The sequence below is a fragment of the Klebsiella sp. P1954 genome (assembly GCF_018199955.1).
Taxonomy (GTDB): Bacteria; Pseudomonadota; Gammaproteobacteria; order Enterobacterales; family Enterobacteriaceae; genus Klebsiella; species Klebsiella pneumoniae.
Map to the genome: position 1 here is coordinate 950,849 of NZ_CP073373.1, position 16,504 is coordinate 967,352.

15 protein-coding genes and 2 pseudogenes are annotated in these 16,504 nt (G+C 58.8%); 5 read left to right on the forward strand and 12 right to left on the reverse strand.

Going from position 1 to position 16,504, the window contains the following annotated elements; all coding sequences use genetic code 11:
• From lolE to KB890_RS04800, 4 genes are all read right to left on the reverse strand, one after another.
• Entirely contained in the window at nucleotides 1–1,245 is a 1,245-nt protein-coding gene (gene lolE / locus KB890_RS04785) for a lipoprotein-releasing ABC transporter permease subunit LolE (protein WP_002900801.1), read from the reverse strand.
• Nucleotides 1,245–1,946, reverse strand: coding sequence for a lipoprotein-releasing ABC transporter ATP-binding protein LolD (lolD, locus tag KB890_RS04790; protein ID WP_002900798.1), 702 nt, complete (start codon nucleotides 1,944–1,946; stop codon nucleotides 1,245–1,247). The genes lolE and lolD overlap by 1 nt, the downstream gene beginning before the upstream one ends.
• Nucleotides 1,939–3,138 carry a lipoprotein-releasing ABC transporter permease subunit LolC gene (gene lolC / locus KB890_RS04795; RefSeq protein WP_004176566.1) on the reverse strand — a complete coding sequence of 400 codons (1,200 nt, stop codon included), beginning with the start codon at nucleotides 3,136–3,138 and terminating at the stop codon, nucleotides 1,939–1,941. The genes lolD and lolC overlap by 8 nt, the downstream gene beginning before the upstream one ends.
• Nucleotides 3,139–3,271: 133 nt before the next feature.
• A complete protein-coding gene (locus KB890_RS04800; RefSeq protein WP_020324993.1) occupies nucleotides 3,272–3,403 on the reverse strand; it encodes a hypothetical protein in 132 nt (43 codons plus the stop codon).
• 39 nt (nucleotides 3,404–3,442) lie between these two features.
• Between KB890_RS04800 and mfd the strand changes: the two genes are divergently transcribed.
• Nucleotides 3,443–6,889 carry a transcription-repair coupling factor gene (gene mfd, locus KB890_RS04805; protein ID WP_020325001.1) on the forward strand — a complete coding sequence of 1,149 codons (3,447 nt, stop codon included), beginning with the start codon at nucleotides 3,443–3,445 and terminating at the stop codon, nucleotides 6,887–6,889.
• A gap of 163 nt (nucleotides 6,890–7,052) precedes the next feature.
• Nucleotides 7,053–8,012, forward strand: coding sequence for a L,D-transpeptidase LdtC (ldtC, locus tag KB890_RS04810; protein ID WP_023279550.1), 960 nt, complete (start codon nucleotides 7,053–7,055; stop codon nucleotides 8,010–8,012).
• 128 nt (nucleotides 8,013–8,140) lie between these two features.
• Here ldtC and bhsA read toward each other — a convergent pair whose 3' ends face one another.
• The gene (bhsA, locus tag KB890_RS04815; protein WP_002900788.1) at nucleotides 8,141–8,398 is read right to left on the reverse strand and encodes a multiple stress resistance protein BhsA; all 258 of its coding nucleotides are present in this window, start codon (nucleotides 8,396–8,398) and stop codon (nucleotides 8,141–8,143) included.
• Nucleotides 8,399–8,495: 97 nt separating this feature from the next.
• Between bhsA and KB890_RS04820 the strand changes: the two genes are divergently transcribed.
• The 3 genes and pseudogenes from KB890_RS04820 to KB890_RS04830 form a co-directional block, all read left to right on the forward strand.
• Nucleotides 8,496–8,651, forward strand: coding sequence for a hypothetical protein (locus KB890_RS04820; RefSeq protein ID WP_004147941.1), 156 nt, complete (start codon nucleotides 8,496–8,498; stop codon nucleotides 8,649–8,651).
• Nucleotides 8,648–9,193 (forward strand): annotated as a pseudogene (locus KB890_RS04825) (TetR/AcrR family transcriptional regulator); the annotation flags it as partial. The gene KB890_RS04820 and the pseudogene KB890_RS04825, both read left to right, overlap by 4 nt.
• Nucleotides 9,193–10,704, forward strand: a pseudogene (locus tag KB890_RS04830) (TonB-dependent siderophore receptor); the annotation flags it as partial. The pseudogenes KB890_RS04825 and KB890_RS04830, both read left to right, overlap by 1 nt.
• Before the next feature lie 57 nt (nucleotides 10,705–10,761).
• On the opposite strand, the gene KB890_RS04835 reads toward KB890_RS04830, so the two are convergent.
• The 7 genes from KB890_RS04835 to KB890_RS04865 form a co-directional block, all read right to left on the reverse strand.
• Entirely contained in the window at nucleotides 10,762–11,301 is a 540-nt protein-coding gene (locus KB890_RS04835) for a glycine zipper 2TM domain-containing protein (protein ID WP_002900781.1), read from the reverse strand.
• A 194-nt stretch (nucleotides 11,302–11,495) separates the two neighbouring features.
• The gene (locus KB890_RS04840) at nucleotides 11,496–12,800 is read right to left on the reverse strand and encodes an NAD(P)/FAD-dependent oxidoreductase (protein WP_002900778.1); all 1,305 of its coding nucleotides are present in this window, start codon (nucleotides 12,798–12,800) and stop codon (nucleotides 11,496–11,498) included.
• A gap of 245 nt (nucleotides 12,801–13,045) precedes the next feature.
• Nucleotides 13,046–13,588, reverse strand: coding sequence for an alpha/beta hydrolase YcfP (gene ycfP / locus KB890_RS04845; RefSeq protein ID WP_002900775.1), 543 nt, complete (start codon nucleotides 13,586–13,588; stop codon nucleotides 13,046–13,048).
• Nucleotides 13,589–13,623: 35 nt separating this feature from the next.
• Complete coding sequence (gene nagZ / locus KB890_RS04850; RefSeq protein WP_004147935.1) at nucleotides 13,624–14,634, reverse strand: beta-N-acetylhexosaminidase; 1,011 nt, start codon at nucleotides 14,632–14,634, stop codon at nucleotides 13,624–13,626.
• A gap of 23 nt (nucleotides 14,635–14,657) precedes the next feature.
• Nucleotides 14,658–15,485, reverse strand: a complete 828-nt coding sequence (thiK, locus tag KB890_RS04855) for a thiamine kinase (protein ID WP_020806201.1) — start codon at nucleotides 15,483–15,485, stop codon at nucleotides 14,658–14,660.
• Entirely contained in the window at nucleotides 15,466–16,104 is a 639-nt protein-coding gene (lpoB, locus tag KB890_RS04860) for a penicillin-binding protein activator LpoB (protein WP_014342994.1), read from the reverse strand. The genes thiK and lpoB overlap by 20 nt, the downstream gene beginning before the upstream one ends.
• Before the next feature lie 21 nt (nucleotides 16,105–16,125).
• Nucleotides 16,126–16,500, reverse strand: a complete 375-nt coding sequence (locus KB890_RS04865; protein ID WP_002900683.1) for a YcfL family putative periplasmic lipoprotein — start codon at nucleotides 16,498–16,500, stop codon at nucleotides 16,126–16,128.
• Nucleotides 16,501–16,504: the final 4 nt, after the last annotated feature.

The following is a 16,504-nucleotide window of genomic DNA, read 5'->3' on the forward strand; positions in this document are numbered from 1 at the left end:
TTACTGGCCACTCAGCACCCTCGCCGGGTCGATGCGGCTGGCGCGGCGGGCGGGATACCAGCTGGCCAGCAAACTCAGCAACAGTGCTGTCACCAGCACATAAAAGACGTCCAGCCAGTGCAATTCTGACGGCAGGAAGTCAATAAAATAGATGTCGCCGGAGAGGAATTTATGCCCAATCAGGTATTCGATGCCGTTGATGATCGACGTCAGGTTCAACGCGCAGATCACGCCGATCACCACCCCAAACAGGCTGCCTACCGATCCGGCTAATAAACCATACCACACGAAAATCGCGCGAATTAAGCCGTCTTTTGCGCCAAGCGTGCGCAGCACCGCAATATCGCCGCTTTTGTCTTTGACCGCCATCACCAGCGTCGAGACGATGTTAAAGCAGGCCACGCCGATCACCAGCACCATCGCCAGGTACATAATGGCGCGGATCATCTGGATGTCGCGATACATATAGCCATAGGTGCCGATCCAGCTCTTGATGTAGACGTAGCTATTGGTCACCTCGCCGGCGTCGCGTACCAGCTTGTTAGCATGGAAAACGTCGGTGACCTTGATGGCGATGCCGGTCACGCTGCTGCCCATCTCCAGGTACTGCTGCGCATCCTGCATCGGGATCATGGCAAAACTATGATCGAGCTGGCCGCTCAGCTGTAAAATTCCGGTCACATGCAGCCTGACGCGTTTTGGCTGCAGCAGCTGATGGTCGGCGTCGGCATTAGGGATCATGATCGACACCCAGTCCCCCTGCTTCACGTGCAGGGCATCGGCGACCCCTTTGCCCAGGATCACCTGCTGTTCGCCAGCCTTGAATCCGGCCCACGCGTTATTCTGCACAAAGGTAGGCAGCGCGCTGAGCTGGCTCTCCTGCTGCGGGTCGACGCCTTTCACCTGGATGGCGCGCATATTGCTGCCGCTCTCCACCAGGCCGGTGAAGTTAATATAGGGCGCTGCCGCGACAATCCCCTTCACCTTCTGCACCTTCGCCAGCGCTTCCTGCCAGTTATTCCACGGCTGATTCACGGGTTCGATTTCGCCGTGCGGTACCACCGCCAGCACGCGGTTATTCAGCTCGCGCTCAAAGCCGTTCATCGCGCTGAGGCCGACGATCAGCACCGCCACCCCCAGCGCAATGCCAATGGTGGAGATCACCGAGATCAGCGACACCATGCCGCCGCGCCGCCGGCCGCGGCTGAAACGCAATGCAATCAGTAACGATAACGGAGACGCCATTACTCGGCCCCCATCAGGGTCAGGTCGGCGGTCAGACGGCCATCGCGCATCTCCAGCTGGCGGCTCATGCGCTTCGCCAGCTGCAGGTCGTGGGTCACCACCAGAAACGCGGTGCGCTGCGCGACGTTCAGTTCGCCCAGCAGCTGGAAGATGCTGTCGGCGTTGCGAGCGTCGAGGTTACCGGTTGGCTCGTCCGCCAGCACCAGCCGCGGTTTATTCACCAGCGCGCGGGCAATCGCCACCCGCTGGCGCTCGCCGCCGGAGAGCTCCGACGGACGGTGATGGCTGCGGTGTTCAAGACCGACCGCTTGCAGCATCGCTTTCGCCTGGCGTTCAATATCCGCCGGCTTCTTTTTGCCAATCAGCAGCGGCATCGCCACGTTTTCCAGTGCGCTAAAGTCCGGCAGCAGATGGTGGAACTGATAGATAAAGCCCAGCTCGCGGTTACGCAGGTCGGCGCGCGCGGCGGTGGATAGCTTGCTCATCGGCTGACCGGAGAAAATCACGTCGCCAGAGGTGGGCGTATCCAGGCCGCCGAGCAGATGCAGCAGCGTACTTTTGCCAGAGCCGGAGGTGCCGACGATAGCCATCATCTCGCCTTCACCAATGCTGAAGCTGACATTGTGCAGGACATCGGTTTGCACATTGCCTTCCTGATAGCGTTTGCACAGGTTGTCGCATTGCAGCAGGATCTTATTCATAACGTAAAGCCTCAGCGGGTTGGGTGGCGGCAGCGCGCCAGGAAGGGTACAACGTAGACAACAGGGCCAGCACCATCGCCACCAGGGCGATAACAATGACCTGCAGCGGCTCAATCGCCACCGGCAGCGCCGCGCCGTCAAGGAAGGCGCCGATGATCGGCATTAAATTATTCAGCTGGCTGGCCAACAGGGCGCCAAGCACCGCTCCCAGCAGCGCGCCGACGATCCCGGCGCTGGCCCCCTGCACCATAAAGACGGCCATAATCTGCCGCGGCGTCAGCCCCTGGGTCTGGAGGATCGCCACTTCGCCCTGCTTCTCCATCACCATCATCCCCAGCGAGGTAATAATGTTGAAGGCCGCGACGGCGACGATCAGGCTCAGCAGCAGGCCCATCATATTTTTCTCCATGCGCACCGCCTGGAACAGTTCGCCTTTGCGCTCGCGCCAGTCCTGCCACTGAGTTCCCGGCGGCAGCGTCTGCTGACTCAGGGTGTCGACCTGCAGCGGTTTATCCAGCCACAGGCGCCAGCCGGTGATATTCCCCAGCGGATAGCGCATCAGACGGGAGGCGTCGTCGATGTTGGTCAGCATCTGATAGCCATCGACTTCGCTGTTGGCGGCGAAGGTGCCGATGACCGTGAACAGACGCTGGCTCGGCACGCGGCCCATCGGCGTAAACTGACTCGCGGAAGGAACCATCACGCGAATTTTATCGCCGCGATTAACCCCCAGCTGGCCCGCCAGCTGCTCGCCGAGAATAACGTTATATTTGCCCGCCTGCAGATCGCTCTGTTTGACGTTCACCAGGTATGGAGTCAGGGGATCGTTCTGCGCCGGATCAATGCCCAGCATAACCCCGACCGCCACGCTGCGCGCACTCTGCAGCACCACGTCGCCGGTGGTGATCGGCGCTACGCGGGTTACCCCATTAAGTTTCGCTTCGCGCTCCGGCAGTTGCTGAGGGTTCACCGAACCCTGTTTGGCGCTAAGAATGGCCTGTGGCATCAGCCCCAGGATGTTGTTTTGCAGCTCGCGTTCAAAGCCGTTCATCACCGACAGGACTGTCACCAGCGCCATTACGCCAAGCGTAATACCGATAGTTGAGAGCCAGGAGACGAAACGACCGAAGCGGTCGGCTGCGCGCCCGCGCATATAGCGTAGGCCGATAAAGAGTGCGGCAGGTTGGTACATGTCATCCATCTGGTTGCTGATAGCCGATGCCCGAGTATATAAGCGATTAGGGGCAGCGTAAACGACTGATACATGACGACTTTATTAGCAATAAACCTAAAAACCAAGTAAATACAAACGGATAGATAAGTACTTACTTATTTATCTTTACGCTTATCGACAGCGCTGACCTTTCTTCACCCAATACGCGATGGCAATTCGGGTTGGCGAATTCAGACCAATCGCGGATAATCTCACTATTGAATATCAGCGAGTTGCCCTCCATATCGGCAGAGCGAATCCCTAAGAGACCATGAAACCGTCTATGCCTGAACAATATCGATACTCATTGCCGGTGAAAGCCGGCGACCAGCGCCAGCTTGGCGAGTTGACCGGCGCAGCCTGCGCCACCCTGGTGGCGGAGATGGCTGAACGCCACAAGGGCCCGGTGGTGCTGGTGGCGCCTGACATGCAAAACGCGCTGCGTCTGAACGACGAGATCAGGCAGTTTACCGACAGCATGGTGATGGGGCTGGCGGACTGGGAAACGCTCCCTTACGACAGCTTCTCGCCGCATCAGGACATCATCTCCTCCCGTCTTGCCACCCTTTACCAGTTACCCACCATGCAGCGCGGCGTACTGATCGTCCCGGTCAGCACCCTGATGCAGCGCGTCTGTCCGCACAGCTTCCTTCACGGCCACGCGCTGGTGATGAAAAAGGGCCAGCGCCTGTCGCGCGATGCGCTGCGCGATCAGCTGGAGGGGGCCGGCTACCGCCATGTCGATCAGGTGATGGAGCACGGCGAATATGCTACCCGCGGCGCGCTGCTCGACCTGTTCCCGATGGGTAGCGATCAGCCCTACCGCCTTGATTTCTTTGACGATGAAATCGACAGCCTGCGCCTGTTCGACGTTGACAGCCAGCGCACGCTGGAGGAAGTGGCGGCCATTAACCTGCTGCCGGCGCACGAGTTCCCCACCGACCAGACCGCTATTGAGCTGTTCCGCAGCCAGTGGCGCGACCGCTTTGAGGTGAAGCGCGATGCCGAACACATCTATCAGCAGGTCAGTAAAGGGACGCTACCTGCCGGTATCGAATACTGGCAACCGCTGTTCTTCAGCGAGCCGCTGCCGCCGTTATTCAGCTATTTCCCGGCCAGCACGCTGATCGTCAACACTGGCGATCTCGAGGCCAGCGCGGAACGATTCCAGAATGAAGCCCGCGCCCGCTTTGAAAACCGCGGCGTCGACCCGATGCGCCCGCTCCTGCCGCCTGAGCTGCTGTGGCTGCGCAGCGATGAGCTATTCAGCGAACTGAAAAAATGGCCGCGCGTGCAGCTGAAAACCGAACGTCTGGCGGACAAAGCGGCAAATACTAATCTGGGCTACCAGACGCTGCCGGACCTCGCCGTCCAGGCGCAGAACAAAGCGCCGCTGGATAATCTGCGCCGCTTCCTCGAGTCCTTTACCGGTCCGGTGATCTTCTCGGTGGAAAGCGAAGGCCGCCGTGAAGCGCTGAGCGAAATGCTGGCGCGGATTAAAGTTGCGCCAAAACATGTGCTGCGTCTGGAGGAAGCCACCGGCAACGGCCGCTATCTGATGATTGGCGCCGCCGAGCACGGGTTTATCGACAGCCAGCGCGGCCTGGCGCTGATTTGCGAGAGCGACCTGCTCGGCGAGCGGGTGGCGCGCCGTCGTCAGGATTCGCGACGCACCATTAACCCTGACACTCTGATTCGCAACCTCGCCGAACTGCATATCGGCCAGCCGGTCGTTCACCTGGAACACGGCGTGGGCCGCTACGCGGGCATGACTACCCTGGAAGCCGGCGGCATCACCGGCGAATATCTGATGCTGACCTACGCCAACGATGCCAAGCTATACGTTCCGGTATCGTCCCTGCATCTTATCAGCCGCTACGCCGGCGGGGCGGAAGAAAACGCCCCCCTGCACAAGCTGGGCGGCGATGCCTGGACCCGGGCGCGACAAAAAGCGGCTGAGAAAGTACGCGACGTGGCGGCCGAGCTGCTGGATATCTATGCCCAGCGCGCGGCGAAGGCGGGTTTTGCCTTTAAACACGACCGCGAACAGTATCAGCTGTTCTGCGACGGTTTCCCATTTGAAACCACGCCGGATCAGGCGCAGGCGATCAACGCCGTCCTCAGCGATATGTGCCAGCCGCTGGCCATGGACCGCCTGGTGTGCGGCGATGTGGGCTTCGGCAAGACCGAAGTGGCCATGCGCGCCGCCTTCCTCGCCGTGGAGAACCACAAGCAGGTGGCGGTGCTGGTGCCGACCACCCTGCTGGCTCAGCAGCACTATGACAATTTCCGCGATCGTTTCGCCAACTGGCCGGTACGCATCGAAATGCTCTCCCGCTTCCGCAGCGCTAAAGAGCAGGCGCAGATCCTCGAGCAGGCCGCGGAAGGCAAAATCGATATCTTGATCGGCACCCACAAGCTGCTGCAGAGCGAGGTGAAGCTGCGCGATCTCGGGCTGCTGATCGTCGACGAAGAGCACCGGTTTGGCGTGCGGCATAAAGAGCGCATCAAAGCGATGCGCGCCGATGTCGATATTCTGACCCTCACCGCCACGCCGATCCCGCGGACGCTGAACATGGCGATGAGCGGGATGCGCGATCTGTCGATCATCGCCACGCCGCCGGCGCGCCGCCTGGCGGTGAAGACCTTCGTTCGCGAATATGACGCCCTGGTGGTGCGCGAGGCGATCCTGCGCGAAACGCTGCGCGGCGGCCAGGTCTACTATCTGTTTAATGACGTTGAGAACATCCAGAAAGCCGCCGACAAGCTGGCGGAGCTGGTGCCGGAGGCGCGGATCGCCATCGGTCACGGTCAGATGAGGGAGCGCGAACTGGAGCGGGTGATGAATGACTTCCATCATCAACGCTTCAATGTGCTGGTGTGCACCACCATCATCGAAACCGGGATCGACATTCCCACCGCCAACACCATCATCATCGAACGCGCCGACCATTTTGGCCTCGCCCAGCTGCACCAGCTGCGCGGCCGCGTTGGCCGTTCGCATCACCAGGCCTATGCCTGGCTGCTGACGCCGCATCCGAAAGCGATGACCACCGATGCGCAAAAGCGCCTCGAGGCCATTGCGTCGCTGGAAGATCTCGGCGCCGGCTTTGCGCTGGCAACCCACGATCTGGAGATTCGCGGGGCCGGGGAACTGCTTGGGGAAGATCAGAGCGGTCAGATGGAAACCATCGGTTTCTCCCTGTATATGGAGCTGCTGGAGAACGCAGTCGATGCGCTGAAAGCCGGGCGTGAACCCTCGCTGGAAGATCTCACCAGTCAGCAGACGGAGGTTGAACTGCGCATGCCTTCCCTGCTGCCTGATGATTTCATCCCTGACGTCAATACGCGCCTGTCATTCTATAAGCGCATTGCCAGCGCCAAAAACGAACAGGATCTGGAGGAGATCAAAGTCGAGCTGATCGATCGTTTTGGCCGCCTGCCCGATGCCGCCCGCAACCTGCTGGATATCGCCCGTCTGCGTCAGCAGGCGCAAAAGTTAGGGATCCGCAAGCTGGAAAGCAACGAAAAAGGCGGCGTGATCGAATTTAACGAGAAAAACAACGTCAATCCGGTGTGGCTGATCGGCCTGCTGCAAAAGCAGCCCCAGCACTTCCGCCTGGACGGTCCCACGCGCCTGAAGTTCATGCAGGACCTGGAGGAGCGTAAAACGCGGATGGACTGGGTTCGCCAGTTTATGCGCCAGCTGGAAGAGAACGCCGTCGCCTGACTGGCAGGAGATACGGCCCCGCTGCCGTATCTCCCTTCCCACATATCTGGCAATCTTTACAAACATTTTGCAATCCGCCTGGATTTCCCCACACAGACTCACGCCATAATCTCATCTGCTTTTCGTATAAAAATAACCAGTTACATATTTTGGAGTTATGGTAATGAGAAACCGTTTCCCCGTGACGCTTTGGCTGACGCTAGTCGCGTTAGTCGCCGCGCTGGCCCTGCCCGCGCGCGCTAACACCTGGCCCCTTCCCCCGCCGGGCAGCCGGCTGGTGGGTCAGAATCAGTTTCATGTGGTACAGGATGACGGCGGTTCGCTGGAAGCGATTGCCAAGAAGTACAATGTCGGCTTCCTGGCCCTGCTGCAGGCCAATCCCGGGGTTGACCCCTATGTTCCGCGCGCCGGCAGCGTGCTGACCATCCCCCTGCAGACGCTGCTGCCCGATGCGCCGCGCGAAGGGCTGGTGATAAACCTCGCCGAACTGCGCCTCTACTATTACCCGCCGGGCAAAAATGAAGTGACCGTCTACCCAATCGGCATCGGCCAGCTGGGTGGAACCACCATCACACCGACGATGGTCACAACCGTGTCCGACAAACGGGCCAATCCGACCTGGACACCTACCGCCAACATTCGCGCGCGCTACAAGGCTATGGGGATTGAGCTGCCGGCGGTAGTGCCTGCTGGTCCTGACAATCCGATGGGCCATCACGCCATCCGCCTCGCCGCCTATGGCGGAGTCTATCTCCTGCACGGCACCAATGCCGATTTCGGCATCGGTATGCGCGTCAGTTCCGGCTGCATTCGTCTGCGCGATAACGATATCAAGGCGCTGTACAACACTATCTCGCCGGGCACGAAGGTGAACATTATCAACACGCCGATCAAGGCGTCGGTTGAGCCGGATGGCCGCCGTCTGGTTGAGGTCCATCAGCCGCTGTCTGAGCATATCGATGACGACCCGCAGACCCTGCCCATTACGCTTAATGCGGCCATGACTGCGTTCAAACAGGCGCCGCAGACCGACGGGACGGTGATGGAGCGCGCGATGAATTATCGCTCGGGCATGCCGATTGACGTCACCCGTCATGCTGACCCAGGACCGCAGTCGCTGTAGTCTTACGCTGCACAAAACAAAAAACCCGCCTGATGGCGGGTTTTTTGTTGGCATGGGTCAAACAGGGGTACAACAGGGTCTTACTCATCGCCGTCCGGTGAAGGGGGCCGGGCAGCGACGCATCGGGCTTACTTGTAGATAACGGCGGTACCGTGAAGGGTATTCGGACCGGTTACCGAAGTAATACGATATGAAGTGGCGCCCATCTCATCCGCTTTCTGCGCCAGCTGGTCTTCCAGCGAGCCCAGGTTAGTCCCGGCAGAAGCAGAGATGGTGCCTACTTTATGCTGTCCTGCAGGGGTGGACTGCACCTCTACAGCGGCAAAGCTGGCGAAAGAAAGGGAACTTAAAACGGCGGCAATAGCCAGAGTATTAACGGTTTTCATGATTATTATACCTGTGCAGATGAATTTTATAGTAGGGTCGCAAGCATTAACTTAACGATCGATAGGTAAATAATAATGTGATCTATGTCACACGTCAATGCATTTTTATAACGATCGTTTAACTATTTATAAAATGCTTAAATTTCATACATATATGAATTATTTATTTTTAAACCGACAGCGCTGGCCCCGGCGATCGTTTATTTTTATAATGGCCTTTCACCAAACCAACATAGGTACAACGGCACCATGACAACTGACGTTCAAAGTTGCGCCAAAAAAAGCCGTGGCCGACCGAAGGTGTTCGACAGGGATGCGGCGCTGGACAAAGCCATGACACTCTTCTGGCAGCACGGCTATGAGGCGACCTCGCTCGCCGATCTGGTCGAGGCGACAGGAGCAAAAGCCCCCACCCTGTATGCGGAATTTGTGAATAAAGAAGGCCTATTCCGCGCAGTGTTGGATCGTTACATTTCGCGCTTTGCCGCGAAGCACGAAGCCGTGCTGTTTGCCGAGGGAAAATCCGTCGATCGCGCGTTGCGTGACTACTTCACGGCGGTCGCCACCTGCTTTACCAGCAAAGAGACGCCGGCCGGCTGCTTTATCATCAATACCTCCGCCGCGCTGGCCGCCTCCTCGACGGATATCGCCAATACCATCAAATCCCGCCATGCGATGCAGGAGCAGGCGCTAACCCAGTTTCTGCAGCAGCGGCAGGCGCAGGGCGAACTGCCCGCGGGCCGCGATGTCGCGCAGCTGGCGCAATTTCTTAACTGCGTTCTGCAGGGGATGTCGTGATGGGGACGGGGACGATTGAGATCGATAATAACCGCCAGCTGCAGTTGGTCACCCAGTATTATAAAAGCCAGGGCGATGATGACTACGGTCTGTGGCTCGGGAAGAACATGTCCGCGGTCACCAGCGGCGGCAAAGCGTATACCACCGATGGGCTCAATTCCGACCGTATCCCCGGCACCGAACGCCATCTGATCAGCCTCCAGTACTCCGATGCCGACTTTTTCGGCCAGAATCTGGTGAGCCAGGTGTACTATCGCGATGAGTCCCTCACCTTCTATCCGTTCCCGACGCTCACGAAAGGTCAGGTCAGTAGCTTCTCCTCGTCGCAGCAGGATACCGATCAGTATGGGGCCAAGCTGACCCTCAACAGTCAACCGCTGGCGGGGTGGGATCTCACCTGGGGTCTCGACGCCGATCATGAGACCTTTAATGCCAACCAGATGTTCTTCGATCTGCCACAATCGATGGCCTCCGGCGGGTTGCACAACGAATCGATCTACACTACCGGCCGCTACCCGGGATACAGTATTTCCAATGTCGCGCCATTCCTGCAGTCCAGCTACGATCTGAACGATATCTTTACCGTCAGCGGCGGGGTACGCTACCAGTGGACCGAAAACCGGGTCGACGACTTTGTCGGCTACGCCCAGCAGCAGGATATCGCCAACGGCAAAGCGCGCTCCGCCGACGCCATCAAAGGCGGCAAAACCGATTATGACAATTTCCTGTTTAACGCCGGGATCGTGGCCCACCTGACCGAGCGTCAACAAACCTGGTTTAACTTCTCGCAGGGTGTCGAGCTACCGGACCCTGGTAAATACTATGGCATCGGTAAATATGGCGCTGCGGTGAATGGTCATCTGCCGCTGATCTCCAGCGTCAACGTCGATGACTCGCCGCTGCAGGGGATCAAAGTTAACTCGTACGAGCTGGGCTGGCGCTACACTGGCGATAACCTGCGCACCCAGCTGGCGGCGTACTACTCGACCTCGGATAAGACCATTGTCGTCAACCGCACCGACATGACCATCGACGTTCAGTCCGACAAACGGCGTATTTACGGCGTTGAGGGGGCGGTCGACTACTTTATTCCGGATAGCGACTGGAGCGTCGGCGGTAACTTTAACGTGCTGAAATCCCAGGTGCAGACCGACGGCCGCTGGCAAAAATGGGACGTCACCCTCGCCTCGCCGTCTAAAGCCACCGCCTGGGTGGGGTGGGCGCCGGATCCGTGGAGCCTGCGCGTGCAGAGTCAGCAGGTATTTGACCTCAGCGATGCCGCCGGTAACAAGCTGGAAGGCTATAACACCGTCGATTTTATCGGTAGTTACGCGCTGCCGGTGGGGAAACTGACCTTCAGTATCGAAAACCTGCTTAACGAAGACTATGTCACTATCTGGGGCCAGCGCGCGCCGCTGCTCTACAGCCCAACCTACGGCAGTTCATCGCTGTATGAGTACAAAGGTCGTGGCCGCACCTTTGGTCTGAACTACGCCTTAACCTTCTGATAAAAAAAGCCCCTCAGCCTGAGCGATTGAGGGGCTAATCACTACACAAATCTGTTTTTAGATTTTGTTGTTCAGGACCAGCTGGCCGTTGTTGTCCAGCGGGATCTGGCTGCCGGGATCGTGATCCATGCGGATTTTCCCCTGCTGATCGCCTATCTTATAGGTCACATCGTAGCCGAGCATTTTATCGGATTTGTCATACACCGTTTTGCAGCGCTGCTGGGTGGTGGTGTAGGTATCGTTGTCCTGCATCGCGCCCTGGATCTGGTTGCCTGCATAGCCGCCGCCCAGCGCACCTACGACCGTCGCCACGCTGCGTCCGTGACCGCCGCCAAACTGGTGGCCAATCACCCCGCCCGCCACCGCGCCCAGCACCGAACCGGCGATGCGGTTTTCATCCTGTACCGGACGACGATGAGTCACCGTGACATTGCGGCATTCCTGACGCGGCGTTTTCACGGTTTCTTTAATCGGTGTACTGGAGACCACTTGCGCATACTGCGGGCCGCGATCCAACACGTTGAGACCAGCGACAGCTGCAACGCCCAGCGCGGCAGCCACGCCTATCCCTATACCCGCCAACATAGATTTATTCACGGGAGTTCCTCCTTTGTTGCTGTTGATACAATTTTGCAACCGGAGCCGGGAGGGCGCAAATCAGATAGCGGATGAAAAGTGCGAGAATTCGCTGCAAATCAAAGGGATTCAGAGGATTCCGAGCGGGATCTCTGCGGTTTCAGCAGAAGAGCCCGGAGGCGCCCTCAGAGCGCGCCTCCGGGTCGCGACAGCGATTAGTGCAGTTTCAGGCGCGGGCGAATGATGCGGTTGATGCGCCCGACCAGCATCATCAGGCCGGTCTTGAAGTAACCATGCAGGGCAATCTGGTGCATACGGTACAGGGAGATGTACACGAAGCGCGCAATGCGCCCTTCCACCATCATCGAACCGCGCATCAGGTTACCCATCAGGCTGCCGACGGTGGAGTAATTTGACAGCGACACCAGCGAGCCATGGTCTTTATAGGTGTACGCCTTCAGCGGTTTGCCTTTCATCTGCGCCAGGATGTTGTTCAGCGCGCAGGTAGCCATCTGGTGCGCCGCCTGGGCCCGCGGAGGCACAAAGCCGCCTTCCGGGCGGGCGCAGGAGGCGCAGTCGCCGATGGCGAAAATATCCGCATCGCGGGTAGTCTGCAGCGTCGGCTCGACCACCAGCTGATTGATACGGTTGGTTTCGAGGCCGCCGATCTCTTTCATGAAATCTGGCGCTTTGATCCCCGCCGCCCAGACCATTAGATCCGCCTCAATATATTCGCCATCTTTAGTGTGCAGGCCGCCCGCATCCGCGCTGGTGACCATGGTCTGCGTCAGAACCCGTACGCCCAGCTTAGTCAGCTCATTATGCGCTGCCCCGGAAATGCGCGGCGGCAGCGCAGGCAGAATGCGCTCGCCCGCCTCGACCAGCGTGACGTTCAGCGCTTCGTTGGTCAGCCCTTTGTAGCCGTAGCTGTGCAGCTGTTTCACCGCATTGTGCAACTCAGCGGAGAGCTCCACGCCGGTGGCGCCGCCGCCGACGATGGCGATATTTACTTTACCGTTAGCGCCGAGGTTAGCAGAGTATTTAAGGAACAGGTTGAGCATTTCCTGATGGAAGCGACGCGCCTGGTGCGGGTTGTCGAGGAAAATGCAGTTCTCTTTTACGCCAGGGGTATTAAAGTCATTCGAGGTACTGCCCAACGCCATGACCAGCGTGTCGTACGGCAGTTTACGCTCAGCCACCAGCAGCTCGCCTTTTTCATTGCGCAGCTCGCCGAGGGTGATGGTTTTCCCTTCGCGGTTGATATCAACCACCGAGCCCAGCTGGAACTGGAAACCGTGGTTGCGGGCATGGGCCAGATAGCTCAGCGCATCAACGCCTTCATCCAGAGAACCGGTGGCCACTTCGTGCAGCAGCGGCTTCCACAGATGGCTGTGGTTACGGTCCACCAGGGTGATTTTCGCTTTCTTATGGCGCCCTAACTTTCTCCCCAGCTGAGTTGCCAGTTCCAGTCCGCCAGCGCCGCCACCCACAATTACGATTTTTTTCAATGGCGTAGTCATGTGTACCCCTAAAATTATTAACCAATTGTTAAATAAAAGTTATTGAAATAGCCTTTATTTAACAATAAGTTACGTTAATGAAACCATTCAGCACTGTCGAGAATACCATGAACGGTGCATTGGTCATACCAAAATTGATGTGCATCAAGTTTTGTCGCGTATTTTTTCAGCGAAACCAATAAGTGTAGACATGAAAAAACCCGCGTGGTGAACCCGACGCGGGTTTGGGAACAAGGGAAAAGCAGTTAGCCGAGGGTTTTAAACGCTTTCAGCCGCTGCAGATGCGGCGAGATATTCTTAAACTTATGGGTCTGCTCTTCATCCCAGATAATTTCATAATAGTGGTGCAGGAGATCGGCGGAACGCTGGCTGTCCAACGCCTCGTCCTGGCGGGAAAGCACCACCAGGCAGCGATCGCGGTTCTTCTCGCGGAAGTTGGTCACGCACTTGGTGGCGATGTCAGCATACTCTTCCGGTCGGTCGATTTTGCCTTCCATGTTCTCATGCGGAAACAGGTTTGGATTGAACACCGCCTGGCGGATATCGCATAGAAAACCAATCCGCTCCGCCCAGTAGCCGCCAAGGCCGACGCCGCAGATCAGCGGCCGGTCATCGGCAGTGAGCTGCAGCATTTTATCGACCTCTTTCAGCAAATGCTGCATATCGTGCTTGGGATGCCGCGTGCTGTAGCTAATCAACCGCACGTCCGGGTCGATAAACTGCAGCTGCATCACCTTCTCATGGTTACCGGGGCTGTTCGAGTCAAAACCGTGTAAATAGATAATCATCGCATCCTCACCAGACAACAACGCCCCGTAGAGCGTTACGCGGACTTCGCCTCTTGCCAGCGCGCATGAAGCTGCTCCAGCTGGGCACTCACCGTTTTCCAACGGGCTGAATCCCTTAACTCCTGACGGGAAAAGGAACCTTTATGATACAATTTCGTAACACGCTCTGCTTTGATCGGCGACAGGTTATCCAGCACACTGACCGCGCCTTTACGATTATTGCAGACGAGGATCATATCGCAACCGGCGTCGAGCGATGCCTGACCGCGTTCGGCATAGCTGCCCATGATCGCCGCCCCTTCCATCGACAGATCGTCGGAGAAAATCACCCCGTCAAAGCCCAGTTCGCCGCGCAGCACCGTTTTCAGCCAGTACGCCGAGCCGCTGGCCGGACGCGGATCGAGCTCCGGGTAAATCACATGCGCCGGCATAATGGCGTCCAGACGCTGCTCGGCGATAAGGCTTTTGAACACCGCCATATCATGGTCGCGGATAACCGATGCCGCCCGCGGATCGAACGGCGTCTCTTTGTGCGAATCGGCAGTCACCGCCCCGTGTCCCGGGAAGTGTTTGCCGGTGGTTTTCATGCCCGCGGCGTGCATCCCGTCAATGAAGTGACGCGCCATCGTCAGCGCTTTCTGCGGATCTTCATGATAAGAACGTTCGCCGATTGCGGCGCTGATATGGCCGACGTCCAGCACTGGCGCAAAACTAATATCGATATCCATGGCGATCATTTCGCTGGCCATCAGCCAGCCGGCTTCGGCGGCCAGTTTGCCCCCCTCTTCCATCCCCAGCAGCGCGGCGAAAGACTGGGCCGCCGGTAGACGGGTAAAGCCTTCGCGGAAACGCTGAACGCGTCCCCCTTCCTGATCGACCGCCACCACCAGATGGTTACGGGAGGCGTCGCGGATCTGGCGCACCAGCTCCCGCAGCTGCGCCGGATCGTGATAATTTCGGGTGAAGAGGATCAACCCTCCCACCAGCGGATGCGCCAGAATCTCGCGCTCTTCCGCATCCAGTTCATACCCTTCAACATCCAACATCACTGGGCCCACACTGACCTCTCTTATCCTTTGCGTTCGTTGTCTAACTGACACCATGTTTCATCTGCCAGCGTGATAAATTGCCGATCCCCGCTCTGCCGCCAGCGCATTTCATACCAGCCCGCCATCAGCAGCAGTACCCACGGGCTCCAGCGCGCCACCTGCCGCCATAGCTGCTGCGCGTCGATGGCCGCCCGCCGGGCATACGCTTCTACCAGCCGACGGCGCTCGCCAGGCGTGATCCACACCGCGGCCAGCTCCAGCGCGATATCGCCATCGCCGGCATATTCCCAGTCGATCAGCCTCAGGCCGGACTCATTATGGATAATATTGCCGGCATGGACGTCCATGTGCAGCGGCGCCAGCCGCAGGGGACGGGGCTCGCCCTGTCGGCGCAGCCGCTGATGCCAGCGCAGCCAACGCGGCTTGCGCCGCGCCGGATCGCACCTCTGCCAGTACTGGGCCAGCAGTGGTGTGAGGCTAACCCGCCAGCCAAACCGCGGTTGCTGATGCAAATCATACAATAAGCCTGACAGCTGCGGGGAGGCCGGTAACTCGCTTTTCACCTCCCCTGCGCAATACTCCACCACCATCCAGCAGGGTGAGTAAAACAGCGGGGTTGGCGCCAGCCTGGCAGGCAGTCGGCGGAGTGCGTGATACTGACGGCGAAAATAGTAAGTGGCGGCAGACGGATCGTGCGGCTGACGCAGCACGTGCCGCCGGTCGCCGTCGCTGATAATCACACTGCCGCCGCTGAGGCCACTCTGGCTCAGCGAGGCGACAGGATGATAATGGGGAAAGAAGCGCGACAAGAGCTCGTCGCGCGTTAGCTTATTGTTGCTGAACAGCACCTTTACCTGACCAGATTATCTCACCGGTTTGCACCAGCATGAGCTGCATTTTCAGCTCAGGCGCGTTGACGTTGCCGGTGGCATTGGAGTAAAGCACATACTGCGCGCCCACGTTGCGGGCGATGCCCATGGCTTTGCTGCGGCTGCCGAGGCTGTCCTGCGGCGACAGGCCCAGCTGCTGCTTGGCGACCGCCAGCTGCTGCGCCGATACCAGGGTAAATTTGCCGTTACCGGCCAGCGCACTACGTAGCGCAGTGGTGGCTTCTCCAGCATTCAGCGAACCGTTGGTGCGGTTGTTCACGCTGTCGACCAGCAGAATACTGCCGGCATTGACCCCACTCGCCTGCAGCATCTGCCCCACCAGCGGCTGAACCGCGCCGTTCCAGTCATAATGACGCACGCGCGGCGCCGGCTGACCCGACTGCTGATCCTGATGCTCAATCGGCCCAGGCTGCGCCGGGACAGAGGGCACCGCCGGTACGGTCGGCACCGTGGGCTGCGGCTGCGCAGGCTGCTGCGGCTGCGGTTTGGCCTCTTCTACCGGCGCGGGCTGCTCCCGCAACCCCGCACAGCCTGCGAGGAATATCGCCAGTGCTGTGATTAACGCATAGCGACACATTTTCATCATTATAATTACCCCTTACAGATAAAGATAAAGGCGGGCCTTATGCGCCCCCAGGATATTGGCGCTGCCATATAACGTGACCGAGGAGCGGGCCGGTACCACGATGGTGCGCGGCGCGTCCAGCGGATGCATCTCCAGCCCTCGGGCGTCATACCAGAAAAAACGATAGTGCACGGTAACCGGCTGCTGGCGCTCGTTATATAGCGTTGAGGAGGCGGTAGCCTGAATCTCTGTCGCCACGACGGCAGGCTCGCTGGCGCTGATCCCCGCCGCCAGCACGCTCGACTCCATCACCAGCGCCTGCTGGTCAGAAACCGGGATCTCCGGGTGTGAACTACACCCGGCGAGTAGCCCCGCCGCCAGACACGCGCCCAAAAGGGTCCTGAGCATGACG